The 13967-nt window shown below is 63.2% G+C and carries 13 protein-coding genes; 8 read left to right on the top strand and 5 right to left on the bottom strand.

Annotated elements, in window-relative coordinates:
• The first annotated feature begins 112 nt into the window (after positions 1 to 112).
• From dnaN to BKY26_RS05980, 5 genes are all read left to right on the top strand, one after another.
• On the top strand, positions 113 to 1231 hold the full coding sequence (dnaN, locus tag BKY26_RS06000; protein WP_071689483.1) for a DNA polymerase III subunit beta: 1119 nt from the start codon (positions 113 to 115) through the stop codon (positions 1229 to 1231).
• A gap of 68 nt (positions 1232 to 1299) precedes the next feature.
• A complete protein-coding gene (recF, locus tag BKY26_RS05995) occupies positions 1300 to 2418 on the top strand; it encodes a DNA replication/repair protein RecF (RefSeq protein ID WP_071689482.1) in 1119 nt (372 codons plus the stop codon).
• Positions 2415 to 2858, top strand: coding sequence for a VOC family protein (locus BKY26_RS05990; RefSeq protein WP_071689553.1), 444 nt, complete (start codon positions 2415 to 2417; stop codon positions 2856 to 2858). The genes recF and BKY26_RS05990 overlap by 4 nt, the downstream gene beginning before the upstream one ends.
• Entirely contained in the window at positions 2848 to 3381 is a 534-nt protein-coding gene (locus BKY26_RS05985; protein WP_071689481.1) for a GNAT family N-acetyltransferase, read from the top strand. The genes BKY26_RS05990 and BKY26_RS05985 overlap by 11 nt, the downstream gene beginning before the upstream one ends.
• Positions 3382 to 3390: 9 nt before the next feature.
• Positions 3391 to 4011 (top strand): LysE family translocator, encoded by a 621-nt coding sequence (locus tag BKY26_RS05980; RefSeq protein ID WP_071689480.1) that lies wholly within the window; start codon positions 3391 to 3393, stop codon positions 4009 to 4011.
• Here the strand turns inward: BKY26_RS05980 and BKY26_RS05975 are convergent.
• Together BKY26_RS05975 and BKY26_RS05970 are read right to left on the bottom strand one after the other, a co-directional pair.
• Positions 4008 to 4754: a CPBP family intramembrane glutamic endopeptidase gene (locus BKY26_RS05975; protein WP_071689479.1), complete on the bottom strand. Its 747-nt coding sequence runs from the start codon at positions 4752 to 4754 to the stop codon at positions 4008 to 4010. The genes BKY26_RS05980 and BKY26_RS05975 overlap by 4 nt on opposite strands.
• Entirely contained in the window at positions 4751 to 5341 is a 591-nt protein-coding gene (locus BKY26_RS05970) for a TetR/AcrR family transcriptional regulator (protein WP_071689478.1), read from the bottom strand. The genes BKY26_RS05975 and BKY26_RS05970 overlap by 4 nt, the downstream gene beginning before the upstream one ends.
• A 153-nt stretch (positions 5342 to 5494) precedes the next feature.
• Here BKY26_RS05970 and gyrB point away from each other — a divergent pair, with 153 nt between their 5' ends.
• The 3 genes from gyrB to BKY26_RS05955 all read left to right on the top strand — a co-directional run bounded on the left by gyrB (position 5495) and on the right by BKY26_RS05955 (position 9135).
• Positions 5495 to 7912 (top strand): DNA topoisomerase (ATP-hydrolyzing) subunit B, encoded by a 2418-nt coding sequence (gyrB, locus tag BKY26_RS05965; protein WP_071689477.1) that lies wholly within the window; start codon positions 5495 to 5497, stop codon positions 7910 to 7912.
• A gap of 136 nt (positions 7913 to 8048) precedes the next feature.
• On the top strand, positions 8049 to 8606 hold the full coding sequence (locus BKY26_RS05960) for a class I SAM-dependent methyltransferase (protein ID WP_227434948.1): 558 nt from the start codon (positions 8049 to 8051) through the stop codon (positions 8604 to 8606).
• A gap of 103 nt (positions 8607 to 8709) precedes the next feature.
• The gene (locus tag BKY26_RS05955) at positions 8710 to 9135 is read left to right on the top strand and encodes a rhodanese-like domain-containing protein (protein WP_071689475.1); all 426 of its coding nucleotides are present in this window, start codon (positions 8710 to 8712) and stop codon (positions 9133 to 9135) included.
• 16 nt (positions 9136 to 9151) lie between these two features.
• Here the strand turns inward: BKY26_RS05955 and BKY26_RS05950 are convergent, their stop codons facing one another.
• The 3 genes from BKY26_RS05950 to BKY26_RS05940 are packed head-to-tail and all read right to left on the bottom strand — an operon-like array spanning position 9152 to position 13963.
• Positions 9152 to 10696: a trimethylamine methyltransferase family protein gene (locus BKY26_RS05950; protein WP_071689474.1), complete on the bottom strand. Its 1545-nt coding sequence runs from the start codon at positions 10694 to 10696 to the stop codon at positions 9152 to 9154.
• Positions 10689 to 11522, bottom strand: a complete 834-nt coding sequence (locus BKY26_RS05945) for an isocitrate lyase/PEP mutase family protein (RefSeq protein WP_071689473.1) — start codon at positions 11520 to 11522, stop codon at positions 10689 to 10691. Before BKY26_RS05945 ends, BKY26_RS05950 begins: the two co-directional genes overlap by 8 nt.
• Positions 11519 to 13963, bottom strand: coding sequence for a GcvT family protein (locus tag BKY26_RS05940; RefSeq protein WP_071689472.1), 2445 nt, complete (start codon positions 13961 to 13963; stop codon positions 11519 to 11521). The genes BKY26_RS05945 and BKY26_RS05940 overlap by 4 nt, the downstream gene beginning before the upstream one ends.
• Positions 13964 to 13967: the final 4 nt, after the last annotated feature.

The raw sequence follows: 13967 nt of genomic DNA, 5'->3' as shown, positions 1-13967 counted from the left end.
TTCCACCCGCCCCATTGACCTTGGCCCGGCATTGGGGACACTCGAAAAAACACTTGTGCTTGCGGGCGGAGAGGCTACCCTCGCCGCCCCGCATATCGTCGGAGCCAGGGACATGAAAATCAGTATCGAACGCGCGGCATTGCTTAAGGCCGTATCGCAGGCCCAGTCCGTTGTGGAACGCCGCAACACCATTCCGATCCTGGCCAATGTGCTGATCGAGGCCGAGGGCGACACCGCCAGCTTCCGCGCGACCGACCTCGATATCGAAGTGGTGGACAAGACCGCCGCCGTGGTGGAACGCCCCGGCGCGACAACCGTTTCCGCCGTGACCCTGCATGAAATCGTGCGCAAGCTGCCCGACGGCGCGCTTGTGCAGCTCTCCGACGATGGCACCTCTGGTCGGCTGGAGGTCAATGCGGGCCGCTCCTCCTTCCAGCTGGCGACCCTGCCGCGCGAAGATTTCCCGGTGATGACCTCCTCGGAATACAGCGCCAATTTCTCGGCCAAGGCGCCCGATCTGCGCAGGCTTTTCGACAAGTCGAAATTCGCGATCTCGACCGAGGAGACGCGCTATTACCTTAACGGCGTCTACATGCATGTGGCCCAGGGCGAAGACGGACCGGCCCTGCGCTGCGTGGCGACCGACGGTCATCGGCTGGCGCGCGTGGACATGCCGCTGCCGCAGGGCGCGGAAAACATGCCCGGCGTGATCGTGCCCCGCAAGACAGTGGGCGAGCTGCGCAAGCTGCTGGATGATGACGAGATGACAATCGCGGTCTCGGTCTCTGAAACCAAGGTGCGCTTCGCCACACCGGATATCACTCTGACCTCTAAGGTCATCGACGGCACCTTCCCCGACTACACGCGCGTGATTCCCATGGGGAACACCCGCCGGATGGAGGTCGATGCCAGTGAGTTCGCCAAGGCCGTGGACCGGGTGGCAACGGTGTCTTCGGAACGCTCGCGCGCGGTGAAACTGTCGCTCGACGAAGACCGGCTGATCCTGTCCGTCAACGCCCCCGACAGCGGCGCGGCAGAGGAAGAACTGGCCGTGGCCTATGGCGACGAGAAGCTGGAGATCGGGTTCAACGCGAAATACCTGCTGGAGATCGCCAGCCAGGTGGACCGGGAAAACGCGGTGTTCTTGTTTAACTCCTCCGGAGACCCGACGCTGATGCGCGAGGGCAATGACACAAGCGCGGTCTATGTCGTGATGCCGATGCGCGTGTGAGGTAGAACGATTTTTGTAAAAATCGTGCCTCCGGCGGGAGTATTTGACCCAAGAAGAAGGAGAGGGGCATGGCGGGCACTTACGTGCGGGCGCTGAGCCTCTCGCATTTCCGGTCGCATAAGCGGGCGGCGATGGTGCTGGATGGGCGGCCCGTGGCTCTGTTTGGTCCCAATGGGGCGGGCAAGACCAATATCCTCGAGGCGGTGTCGCTCTTGTCCCCCGGTCGCGGGCTGCGCCGTGCGGCGGCGGAGGAAATGGCACGGCGGCCCGAGGCGCTTGGCTGGAAGATCAGGGCCGAGCTGGTCACCGGCGGACGCTTTCATGAGCTGGAGATAGGCGCCGAGGCGGGGCAATCGCGTAGCCTCAAGATCGACGGCAAGCCCGAGCCGCAACTGGCGTTGGCGGGCCTCGCGCGGATCGTCTGGCTGATCCCGGCGCAGGACCGCCTCTGGATCGAAGGGGCCGAGGGGCGGCGGCGGTTTCTCGACCGGATGACCATGAGCTTTTTCCCCGATCATGGCGAGGCGGTTCTGACCCATGAGAAGGCCATGCGCGAACGCAACCGGATGCTCAAGGACATGGTGCGCGATGCTATGTGGTACGAGGCGGTCGAGGCGCAGATGTCGGACGCCGCGGAGCGAATCACGCGGTATAGGGCAGGGGCTGTTGCACGGCTGACCGAGGCGCAGGAAGGCGCCGAAACGGCCTTTCCGGTGGCAGAGCTGTCCCTGATCGAGGGCGAGGGCAGCGAGGGGCTGGTGACTGCCGACGACTTCGCCACCGCGCATATGCAGTCCCGCCCCCGCGACATGGCCGCCGGGCGCAGCCTGATTGGCCCGCATCGCAGCGATCTTGGCGCGGTCTATGCCGTGAAACAGACCGAGGCGCGGCTGTGTTCGACGGGGGAGCAGAAGGCGCTGCTCATTTCGCTGATCCTTGCCAATGCCCGCGCATTGAAGGCCGAGACCGGTGTTGCGCCGCTCGTCTTGCTCGACGAGGTGGCGGCGCATCTGGACGCTGGCAGGCGCGCGGCGCTGTTCGATGAGATCTGCGCGCTTGGCGGACAGGCCTGGATGACCGGCACCGGGCCGGAACTGTTCGCGGAACTGGGCGACCGGGCGCAGGCGTTTGAGATCACGGAAGCGGACGGGCAATCCGCCGTTCGGGAATGGGAGAGACCGACATGACACCGCAACGCATCACCCTCGTTACCCTTGGCGTTGCCGATATGGCGCGCGCCCGCGCATTCTACGAAGCGCTTGGCTGGGAAAGGCACCCCGAAAGCCAGGAGGCGGTGACGTTCTATCAGGCCAACGGGTTTGCCTTCGGGCTGTTCGGGCTGGAGGATCTGGCGAAGGATCAGGGACGGCCCGGTGCAGCGCTTGGTACCGGGGCCACGACACTTGCCCAGAACTTCGCGACCGAGGCCGAGGTAGATGCGGCCTATGCCTGCGCGCTGGCCGCAGGGGCCGCGCCGCTGAAAGCGCCGGAGAAAGTCTTCTGGGGCGGCTATTCGGGCTATTTCGCGGACCCCGACGGGCATGTGTGGGAACTGGTGATGAATCCGTTCTGGCCGCTGAATGACGACGGCAGCCTGACCTTGCCGGGGCCAAGCGATGCAGATTGAAGCCATCCACGAGATCGACCTGACACGCGGGCAGGACGCGGAGATTGCCGCGCTGCTCACCCGTGCTTTTGGCGATGAGGCCGGATATGGCTCCATGTCCTTCTACAACCAGAGGCACCACTTGCGGCTTCTGGCGCGGATCGACGGGGTGCTGGTGGGCCACTTTGCGCTTGCATATCGGTGGATACGGATGGGCGATGAACGCGTGCAGATCGTCGGCATTGGCGAGGTGGCCACCGATCCCGACCATCGGGGAAAGGGCATTGCCTCGGCTTTGATGACAGCCACCAAAGAGCGTGCCAGCGCCACTCTTGCCGATTTTCTCGTGCTGTTCGGCGTGCGCCCGCTATACGAGGGAACGGGATTCGCCGCGAAGGACAACACCGTGCGCCACATGGGAATCGAAAATGATCACAGCACCGGTATTCTTGAGGGGAGAGACACCAAATTGAAGGTTCTTCAACTCGGGGACATCGAATGGGATGACGCGGCCGTGATCGACCTGCTTGGCCCCAGTTTCTAGGGGCGCCTGATGACCATCACCGCGTTTGACATGGCGCTCTACGCCGGGGCGCTGTTCGTACTGTTCCTGACACCGGGACCGGTCTGGCTGGCGCTGGCCGCGCGTACCCTGGCGCATGGGGTCGGCGCGGCGGTGCCGCTGATTCTGGGTGTTGCCCTTGGCGATGTTGCGTGGAGCCTTGTGGCCATTCTGGGCCTGAGCTGGGTCGTGCAGACCTACACGGGCATCATGGTGCTGCTGCGCTGGCTGGCCGTTGGGGTCTTTGCGCTGATGGGGCTGTTGATCATCCGGCATGCGGACCAGGGGATCGAGGCCAACAGCCGCCTGAACCGCAAGGGGGCCTGGGCCGGTTTCATCGCGGGGCTGGCAGCCATTCTGGCCAATCCCAAGGCAATCCTGTTCTACATGGGGATGTTGCCGGGGTTCTTTGATATCTCTCAACTGACCCGGATCGACATCGCGATCATCGCCGCCATTTCCATGTGTGTACCGGTGATGGGCAATCTGATGTTCGCCAGTTTCGTGGACCGGGCGCGGCGGCTGATCACCTCACCCGGCGCGTTGAAGCGGACCAACCAGATCGCGGGCGGCCTGCTGATCTGCGTGGCGGTCGTGATCGCGCTGACCTAGGCGCGGATCGTCACCCACCCGGTGACGGCCAGTGCGATCGCCCAATAGGGTAGCAGCGTCGCGCGGAAGTAACTGACGGAGTCGCCGAGACCGCCAATCAGCGCGACCCCGGCCGTGACGTTCACGGCAAGATGGAACAGGATCGCAGGCGCGATGGAGGGGCTGAGATGCGTCATGCCCCCCAGGATCACCGCGTAGGCCATTACATGGGCCGCGAAAAGCGGGATGGGCAGTTCTGATTGGGGAGACTCCACCAGCCATAGCGGCAAGTGCCACATGAACCAGACCGCCCCCACGACCAGCGAGGCCGCGAACCACCCAATTTGTCCCGCCAGCATGGGCTGCATCACGCCACGCCAGCCCAGTTCCTCGCCCAATGGGCCGAGGATCAGGTTGAACAGCACCAGCTTGGTGGCCATTGCGATTGTCAGCAGATGCGCGTCGGGCAGGCCTCCATGTCGGTAGGCGGCGATCAGCAGCGCCATGATCGGCGTCAGGGCCATGATCCAGACTGGCAGCGGCACATCTCTCAGCATAACTGCCCGCTGCAAGAGCCCTGCAACCTCTCCGGATGGGGCTGCAAGAATGATCGCGGCAAGGGACGGTCCCCAGACCGCGAGCAGCCAGACCGGCAGACCCCGCGCGGACTCTGGCGACTGCGCACCCGGAACCCAGTAGATACCCGCGAAGGCGACAAGCGAGATCAGGAAGGTCAGCAGGATGAACGGGGCCAGCGCCATCATGCCGTATCGTCCAACGCCGTCAGGACCGGGGCGAACAGTCCGGGCTTGTCGAGCATGGCTTCACATCCGATCAGGGCGCTGCGGGTAAAGGATACCGCCGCGTCCTGCGCCCAATGCCCGGTCAGAACCTGCCGGGTAATGCGGTGATTGACGGACAGGATGATCTGCACGGCGTGCTCTGCGGGCATCGGCAGATTGCCGGTTTGAGACAGGGCCTCTTCAATCAAAGGTGCGAGAAACTGGTCCTGTGCCTTTTCCAGATAGCCAAGATAGAGCGTGATATCGTCCGGTGCGCTCAGGCTATGCTCAACGCCGGCAGTCGCGTCCAGATAGGAAGACCCCTTGGTCAGAAGGGCACAGAGATCCGGTCCGGCAGCCTGGGCAAGGGCATTCTGTTCACGCTCCACCAAAGCCTGCATGACCGCCGATTTCGATCCGAAATGATGATAGAATCCGCCGCGCGACAGGCCCGTTTCGGCGCGAATATGCTCTATCTGAACCTCGGCATAGCCATGTTTGAGAAACAGCTTCAGCGCCACATCCAGAATCTGGTCAACCCTGTCTTTAGACGTTTTACGAACGCGCATGGCGGGTCTCCGTGATTCTACCGACACATGTCGGTATAGAGCATCGGCGCCTCTGTCGCAACATCACCCGCACCCCCTAAATATTGTGTCTGACCCGTGACATTGCCTGCCGCGCCACGTATAAGAAACCGACAAGAAAAACAGGGGTCTTACATGGCCGAAAACGCGCAGGCACCCGCCGAATACGGTGCGGATTCCATTAAAGTTCTCAAAGGGTTGGAGGCAGTCCGCAAACGCCCCGGTATGTATATCGGGGATACGGACGATGGCTCGGGCCTGCACCACATGGTGTATGAGGTCGTGGATAACGGCATTGACGAGGCTCTGGCGGGCCACGCTGATGCTGTCACGGTCACGATCCACGCCGACAGTTCCGTCTCGGTCCGCGACAACGGGCGCGGGATTCCCGTGGGAATTCACGAGGAGGAAGGCGTTTCCGCGGCAGAGGTCATCATGACCCAGCTTCACGCGGGCGGGAAGTTCGACGACAACGCCTACAAGGTCTCTGGCGGTCTGCATGGCGTGGGCGTGTCGGTGGTGAACGCGCTGTCTGACTGGCTCGACCTGCGCATCTGGCGCGACGGGAAAGAGCACTACGCCCGGTTTGAACGCGGCGAGACCGTGAAGCATCTGGAGGTTGTGGGCGACGCAAATGGCGAAAAGGGCACCGAGGTGCGCTTCATGTCCTCGACCAGCACGTTTTCCAACCTAGAATACAGCTTCAAGACGCTGGAAAACCGGTTGCGTGAACTTGCCTTCCTGAATTCCGGTGTGCGGATCATCCTGCGCGACCTGCGCCCGGCCGAACCGCTGGAATCAGAGCTTTACTATGAAGGCGGCGTCAAGGAATTCGTCCGCTATCTGGACCGGTCCAAGACCTCGGCCATGGAAGAGCCGATCTTCATCACCGGCATCCGCGACGATATCGAGATCGAAGCCGCGCTGTGGTGGAACGACAGCTACCACGAGACGGTTCTGCCCTTCACCAACAACATCCCGCAGCGCGATGGCGGCACCCATCTGGCGGGTTTCCGCGGGGCGCTGACACGCACCATTAACCTCTATGCCAACAGCACTGGCATCGCCAAGAAAGAGAAGGTCAACTTCACCGGCGACGACGCGCGCGAGGGCCTGACCTGCGTGCTGTCCGTGAAGGTGCCCGACCCCAAGTTCAGCAGCCAGACCAAGGACAAGCTGGTTTCGTCCGAAGTTCGCCCCGCCGTCGAAGGCTTGATGAACGAAAAACTGCAGGAATGGTTCGAGGAACATCCGAACGAGGCCAAGACCATCGTCAGCAAGATCATCGAAGCCGCTTTGGCGCGCGAAGCTGCGCGCAAGGCCCGCGAACTGACCCGGCGCAAGACGGCGATGGATGTGGCGTCACTGCCCGGCAAGCTGGCAGATTGTCAGGAGAAGGACCCGTCGAAATCCGAGATCTTCCTCGTCGAGGGTGACAGCGCCGGTGGCTCCGCCAAGCAGGGCCGGTCGCGGCACAATCAGGCGGTTCTGCCCCTGCGCGGCAAGATCCTGAACGTGGAACGGGCGCGGTTTGACCGGATGCTCGGCAGTCAGGAGATCGGCACGCTGATCACCGCCCTTGGCACCGGCATCGGGCGGGACGAGTTCAACATCGATAAGCTGCGTTACCACAAGATCGTCATCATGACAGATGCCGACGTGGACGGCGCGCATATCCGCACACTGCTGCTGACCTTCTTCTTCCGGCAGATGCCGGAGATCATTGAGGGCGGCTATCTCTACATTGCACAACCGCCGCTTTACAAAGTCGCGCGGGGCCGGTCCGAAGTCTATCTCAAGGACCAGTCGGCGCTGGAGGATTACCTGATCCAGATGGGGATCGAGGGGACCGTCCTGCGGCTTGTCTCCGGCGAGGAGATCGCCGGTCAGGATCTGGCTCGCGTGGTCGAGGGCGCCCGCAGTTTCAAGCGCGTGCTGGAGGCCTTCCCGACCCATTACCCCCGCCGTATTCTGGAACAGGCCGCCATTGCCGGGGCCTTCGATCCGGGCCGCGCCGATGCCGACCTGCAGCGCGTTGCCGATGACGTTGCCGCGCGGCTGGACAAGGTGGCGCTGGAATATGAACGCGGCTGGCAGGGCCGTATCACCCAGGATCACGGCATTCGCCTGTCCCGCGTGTTGCGCGGGGTCGAGGAGATCCGCACGCTCGATGGCGCGGTTCTGCGCTCGGGCGAGGCGCGCAAGTTGTCAGAGGTGTCGAAACAGACCCGCGACGTCTATCGCGACCCGGCGCGACTGGCCCGCAAGGATCGGGAGACGATCGTGCATGGGCCGATGGACCTGCTGGAGGCGATCCTGACAGAGGGCGAAAAGGGTCTGACCCTGCAACGCTACAAGGGTCTGGGGGAAATGAACCCCGATCAGCTGTGGGAAACCACGCTGGACCCCGAGGCGCGGACGCTTCTGCAGGTGAAGGTGGACGATATGGTCGAGGCCGACGATATCTTCACCAAGCTGATGGGCGATGTGGTGGAACCGCGCCGCGAGTTCATCCAGCAGAACGCGCTGAGCGTCGAGAACCTCGATTTCTGATCCGGGTTCTCTGCCCCCCACATTCCCCGGCCCTGAATCGCCTTACGAGGCAGCCGGGTTCTATGACAAGGCCATTTCTGCCGGGCGTCACCGAGACATCGTGGGCGGCCGGTGGGATGAAACCGGTAGCGCGCAGATGGCCGTGCTGCTGGAGACGGGGTTGAAGCCCCATCACCAGTTGCTGGATATCGGGGCCGGGTCGCTCAGGCTCGGCTGCAAGGCGGTGGACTATCTGGAACCGGGCCATTACTGGGCCACCGATGCCTCGCGTGAGATCATGCTGGCAGGTCATGCGGCAGAGCTGTCCGACCCCGCGCGACTGAACCCAGATCACCTGATCCTCGACCGCGACTTCAGCTTTCCCGGAGTGCCCCCGGTGATCACACATGCCATCGCCTTTGCGGTGTTTCCACATCTGCGACTTGCCCGGCTTCAGACTGCCCTGACCAATCTTCGCAGTTTCCCGGCGTTGGAGAAACTGTTGTTCACCGTGTTCCTCGCGCCCGATCTGATCTTCGCCGCCCTACCCTTTCGCCAACGTGACGGGGTTGTCACACATGGGGGCAAGGCGCCTTATCACCTGCTGGCGGAAGACATTCAGGATGTGGCGGTCGGGACCGGCTGGCATATCGCGCGAAGCGAAACGCTGTTGCCGCGCGGGCAGGTCCTGTTTACGGCGACCCCTGCGAATTGATCATCCCGGCGGGAGGGAGGCGCTAATAATCTTGCAAGGAATTTGGCCCGCACCCTACTCCGGCGTAAGATACTCTGGACACGACTGCTGGAGGACCGAACACATGCAGATACCACAGGGCATCCTGGCGCTTGGCCTGGCGATCACAATGGCCTCTCCGATCCTCGCCCAGCAGGACGCGGCGATAGAGGCGATGCAGGACTACATGATGTTCGCCGAGGAAACCGCGGGTATCATCCTGCCGCAGCAGATCGACCAGACGGTGTTCGATGCCGCGCTCTTCGTCGATACCCGAAGCGCCGCGCAGCATTCCGAAGCGACCATTCCCGGCGCGGTCCATATCGAATGGCGCGAGGTTCTGGACAGGATCGACGAGATCCCCGAAACCCGGATGACCATTCTGTTCTGCAACACCGGCGCGCGATCCTCTCAGGCCACATTCGCCCTGCGCGTGGCTGGCCGCACCAATGTGGTGGTCATGCAATCGGGTTTTGAAGGCTGGTTGCAGGACGCGGCCTATCATCCCTGACAGGCCGCACCATCGATCAGATCACGATATTGAATTTCGCCCGCACCGCGACGTCGATCTCGGGCGAGATCAGGTTCGGTGCGCTGGCAAGGATCGCCTGTTTCCTGGCCGTCGCGGCGTCCAGCAGCATCGGTTTGCCGGCCTCTGCCCATTCCTTGGGGCTCATCCGGTTGCCGTATTTCGGGTAGACGAAATCCGATTCCATCCGCGCCAGCGTCCGGTCGGTGCCTAGGTAGTGGCCCGGCCCACCCAGGCAGACCTCGGCCATCTGGTCGAGCGCCAGCGTCTCGTCATCCACCTCGATCCCGCGCACGCAACGCAGGACCTGGCCGATCAGGTCATCGCCCAGGATCAGGGACTCATGGCAGAACCCGAGCAGAGAGGCATGCATCCCCGCCGCCTCATAGACCATGTTCACACCCGACAGCCCGGCCATGACGTTGGAACACATCTGTTCCCATCCCGCCTGCATGTCCGGCAGCTTGCTGTCCGACGCCCCGGCAGCCGCGCCGCCGGGCAGGCCGTAGAACTGGTGCATCTGGGCACAGCCCGCTGTCAGCAGCGCCTGTTCCCCTGACCCGATCGACATGGCCCCGGTGCGCAGGTCCAGCCCGAAGGGCCAGGTGCCCATGATCGCCGGATGCCCCGGTGCGATGGCGTTCACATAGACAAGACCCGCAAGGCATTCCGCCACGCCCTGCGTGATTGCCCCCGCGATTGTCGAGGGCGCCGTGGCCCCTGCCATGCCTGCAGACAGCAGCAGGATCGGCATTCCGCCGCGAATGCAGGCCTCCATCGTTTCGCAGCTTTCTGTTGCAAAGGTCATGGGCGGCACGACAAAGCAGTTGGAGTTCGAGATGAAGGGCCGCTCGCGGTAGGCCGCCTCGCCGCCCGCCAGCATGTAGATCAGCTCAAAACACTTCTCGACATGGGAGGGATCGGAAAAAGAGGTGCCGATATGCTTGGTGGTGCCCGCAACCGCGCCGTAGATGGTGTTCAGATCCATATCGAGGTTATCGGGAATGTCCCGACACACCATGGGCCGCTGGAAGAAATGGATATTGTCCAGCGCCTGCGTGATCCGGGCGGCATCATGCAGATCCTGCGCGGTGGACTCGCGGTAGCTATTGGTTTCCACGTCGACCAGATGCACCGCCGCCCCGGCGGTTCCGAAATGGGTGTTGGTGCCGGACAGCTGCATGTCATAACGCGGATCGCGCCCAAACAGGGTGATGTCGCGCGCCGCCATGGCCAGCGTGTCTTCAACCAGAGCAGCGGGGAACCGGATACGCCCGTCCTCGCCAAGGATCGCCCCGGCCCCGGTCAGGATCTCGATGCCAGACTCCGGCGCGCCCGACAGGCCGATGGTTTCCAGCGCCTGAAGGGCGGCCTTGTGGATGCGCTCGATACTCGCATCCGTCAGGGGTTTCAAATTGCCGCCGGGCATACCGGGCCGAATGGACCGGGCGTGTTCCGCGGGCGGTGCCGAGCGCAGGGCCTTGCGGGCGGCGCGGCCACCGGATCGGCGGCTACGCGCTTGGGGTTCTATTGCCTCAGTCATCTGCCTCTCCTCCATTCAGCAGAATGTCGATATCGTCACCCGAGGCCGCTTGTTTCAGCGGCTCGAAATGACCGTCGTTCAGCATCGCGCCCATGCAATCGCGGATCGCGGCATGGGTCACGCGGGCGATCTGGCTGCCGGTCGAAATCCGGCGCACGCCCATGGCGGCCAGCTCGGCCACCGTCATGTCTTGCAATGGACCAGCGGCCAGTGCGTTGACCGGGGCAGATACAGCGGCCAGCACCTGCACCAGTTCCGCCTTGCCCGGTGGCACCGGCAGGTAGAGGCAATCGGCCCCCGCCGCTTCAAACGCCTGCAAGCGGCGGATGCCTTCGGCCAGGTCGTAACTGCCGTTCATCACGCCATCGGCGCGGGCCACCAGCACGAAGGGCCGACCAAGGGCGCGGGCCGCGGCAACGGCTGCCCGGATGCGTTCCACCGCCAGATCGAACGCATAGGCCGGGTTGCCCGCCACCATCTGCGTATCTTCGATCCCGCAGCCCGAAAGCCCCACCTCCGCCGCCAACCGGATGGTCTCGGCCACGCCGTCTGGGTCATCGGCAAAGCCGTTCTCGAAATCGCCCGACACCGGCAGGCCGGTCGCCGCGACGATATCTTCCGCATGGGCCAGCGCCTCGTCCCGCGTGATCGTGCCCATATCGGGCCGCCCGAGCGTAAAGGCCTGCGCCGCCGAGGAGGTGGCCAGCGCCTGCGCGCCCATGGCCGCCATCATCCGCGCCGAGCCCATATCCCACGGGTTCGGGATCACGAAACAGCCCGCGCCGTGCAGCTCTGCAAACCGGTCGTGGCGGGCAGCCAGTGTCATGCCTTCACCCGTTCGGCCTTGGGGTCATACATCGGCTTCAGGCTGGCAATCGCCTTGTGCCGCTTACCCGCGATCTCGATCTCGTAGGACGATGCCAGCACATCTGCCGCGCTTTCGCCTTCGCAGGGCACATAGCCAAGACCCACAGCCGCGCCCAGATAGTGGCCGTAATTGCCAGAGGTCAGATAGCTGACCATCTTGCCATCACGGATCACCGCCTCGTTATGGAAGAGCATCGGTTCGGGGTCTTCCAGACGGAACTGCACCAGCCGCCGCTGAAGACCGTCCTCGCGCTTCTTCAAGACCGCATCACGGCCGATGAAATCGCCCTTGTCGGTCTTGACCGCAAAGCCAAGCCCCGCCTCCAACACGTGATCCTCATCGGTAATGTCATGGCCGAAATGGCGGAAGGCTTTCTCGGTCCGGCAGCTGTCCAGCGTGTGCAGCCCGCAGAGCTTCAGGCCCAGATCGGCGCCCGCCTCTTCCAGTGCCTCGAACACGTGGCAGGCCATGTCGGAGGAGACGTAAATCTCCCACCCAAGCTCCCCCACGTAAGTCACGCGATGCGCACGGGCCAATCCCATGCCAATCTCGATCTCGCGCGCCATTCCGAAGGGATGCGCCTCATTCGAGAAGTCATCGGGGCTGACCGCCTGCATCAACTCGCGCGATTTCGGCCCCATGACGCATAGCACCGCCTCAGCCGCGGTCACATCGGTGATGACGACGAACTCATCAGACAGATGCCGCCGCAGCCAGGCCAGATCCCGCTGCAGGGTCGCCCCCGGAACCACGAGGAAAAACGCGGTCTCAGACAGCCGCGTTACGGTCAGATCGCATTCGATGCCGCCGCGATTGTTCAGCATCTGGGTGTAGACGATCTTGCCCGGTTCCACATCCATGTCAGCCGCGCAAAGCCGCTGAAGGAAGGCCAGAGCATCGCGGCCCTCAACCCGGATCTTGCCGAAGCTGGTCATGTCAAAAAGACCCACGCCCTCGCGCACCGCCATATGTTCGGCCTTGTGGTTTTCGAACCAGTTCTGGCCTTTCCAGTCGTATCGATATTCACGTTCCTGACCGTCGAAGGCGAACCAGTTGGCCCGTTCCCACCCGGCCATTTCCCCGAACACCGCACCGCGCGCTTTAAGGTGCTCATGCAAGGGCGACCGGCGCACCCCGCGCGAGGTCGTGACCTGCAGGTAAGGATAGTGATCGGCATAGAGCAGGCCGAGCGTTTCGCTGACCCGTTCCTTCAGGTACTTGCGGTTCTTCTGGAACGGCTGCGCCCGGCGGATGTCGGATTCCCACAGGTCGAAGGGCGGCTCGCCATCCTCCATCCACTGGGCCAGCGCCATGCCCGCGCCGCCCGAGGATACGATACCGATGGAGTTATACCCTGCCGCGATCCAGTAGCCTTTCAGCTCCGGCGCTTCGCCCAGGTAGTAGCGGTCATCGGGAGTAAAGCTTTCCGGCCCGTTGAAGAAGGTGTGAATCCCCGCCGTTTCAAACATCGGCATCCGGTTCATCGCCATGCCAAGGATGGGCTCGAAATGGTCGAAATCCTCAGGGAGAGAATCGAACTCGAAATCCTCGGGAATGCCGTTCATCCCCCACGGCTTGGCCTTGGGTTCGAACGCGCCAAGCATCATCTTGCCTGCGTCTTCCTTGTAGTATGCGCATTCGTCCGGCACCCGCAGCACCGGCAGGCGGTTCAGTCCCTCAATGGCTTCGGTCACGAGGTAGAAGTGTTCACAGGCATGCAAGGGCAGGGTCACGCCGGAGTGGGCCGCCAGATCACGCCCCCACATACCGCCGCAATTCACCACCAGATCAGCGGTGATATGCCCGGAATCGCCACCGCTTTCCCAATCGACGCCCGTGACCGCGCCGTTTGCCTGAGTCACGCCGGTGACCTTTACGCCCTCAATCACATGCGCACCGCGCATCCGGGCGCCCTTGGCCAGGGCCATGGCGATATTCGCGGGATCACACTGACCATCGAGCGGCAGATGCACCGCGCCCACGATGTCAGAGACGTTAAGATGCGGATACATCTCCTTCACCTGCTCGGGCGAGATCTCGGCCACATCCACGTCAAAGGCGCGTGCCAGAGTGGCCTGCCTCAGAATTTCTTCGTGCCGGTGCTCGGTCAGCGCGACGGTGATCGAGCCGTTCTGGCGCATCCCTGTCGCGACGCCGGTTTCTTCCTCCAGCTTCACGTATAGGTCTGCGGAATACTTCGCCAGACGAGTGGCGTTCTGGCTACCGCGCAGCTGACCGATCAGGCCCGCCGCGTGCCAGGTTGTTCCGCAGGTCAGAACCTTGCGTTCCAGCAGCACAATGTCTTTCCAGCCCAGTTTCGCCAGATGATAGGCGACCGAACAGCCAGACACGCCGCCACCGATGATGACAACACGTGCGTGGGAGGGGATCTTGGACATCTAC

The organism is Nioella sediminis, from assembly GCF_001879695.1.
GTDB classification, from domain to species: domain Bacteria; phylum Pseudomonadota; class Alphaproteobacteria; order Rhodobacterales; family Rhodobacteraceae; genus Nioella; species Nioella sediminis.
This window is presented reverse-complemented; position numbering and strand designations above follow the sequence as displayed.

What these genes read in the sequence shown, in the direction of transcription:
- BKY26_RS05970 (WP_071689478.1), bottom strand. Translation starts at nt 5,341, where the DNA reads ATGCGCGTTCGTAAAACGTCTAAAGACAGGGTTGACCAGATTCTGGAT.
- recF (WP_071689482.1), top strand. Translation starts at nt 1,300, where the DNA reads ATGGCGGGCACTTACGTGCGGGCGCTGAGCCTCTCGCATTTCCGGTCG.
- BKY26_RS05975 (WP_071689479.1), bottom strand. Translation starts at nt 4,754, where the DNA reads ATGATGGCGCTGGCCCCGTTCATCCTGCTGACCTTCCTGATCTCGCTT.
- BKY26_RS05940 (WP_071689472.1), bottom strand. Translation starts at nt 13,963, where the DNA reads ATGTCCAAGATCCCCTCCCACGCACGTGTTGTCATCATCGGTGGCGGC.
- BKY26_RS05985 (WP_071689481.1), top strand. Translation starts at nt 2,848, where the DNA reads ATGCAGATTGAAGCCATCCACGAGATCGACCTGACACGCGGGCAGGAC.
- gyrB (WP_071689477.1), top strand. Translation starts at nt 5,495, where the DNA reads ATGGCCGAAAACGCGCAGGCACCCGCCGAATACGGTGCGGATTCCATT.
- BKY26_RS05950 (WP_071689474.1), bottom strand. Translation starts at nt 10,696, where the DNA reads ATGACTGAGGCAATAGAACCCCAAGCGCGTAGCCGCCGATCCGGTGGC.
- dnaN (WP_071689483.1), top strand. Translation starts at nt 113, where the DNA reads ATGAAAATCAGTATCGAACGCGCGGCATTGCTTAAGGCCGTATCGCAG.
- BKY26_RS05980 (WP_071689480.1), top strand. Translation starts at nt 3,391, where the DNA reads ATGACCATCACCGCGTTTGACATGGCGCTCTACGCCGGGGCGCTGTTC.
- BKY26_RS05990 (WP_071689553.1), top strand. Translation starts at nt 2,415, where the DNA reads ATGACACCGCAACGCATCACCCTCGTTACCCTTGGCGTTGCCGATATG.
- BKY26_RS05955 (WP_071689475.1), top strand. Translation starts at nt 8,710, where the DNA reads ATGCAGATACCACAGGGCATCCTGGCGCTTGGCCTGGCGATCACAATG.
- BKY26_RS05945 (WP_071689473.1), bottom strand. Translation starts at nt 11,522, where the DNA reads ATGACACTGGCTGCCCGCCACGACCGGTTTGCAGAGCTGCACGGCGCG.
- BKY26_RS05960 (WP_227434948.1), top strand. Translation starts at nt 8,049, where the DNA reads ATGGCCGTGCTGCTGGAGACGGGGTTGAAGCCCCATCACCAGTTGCTG.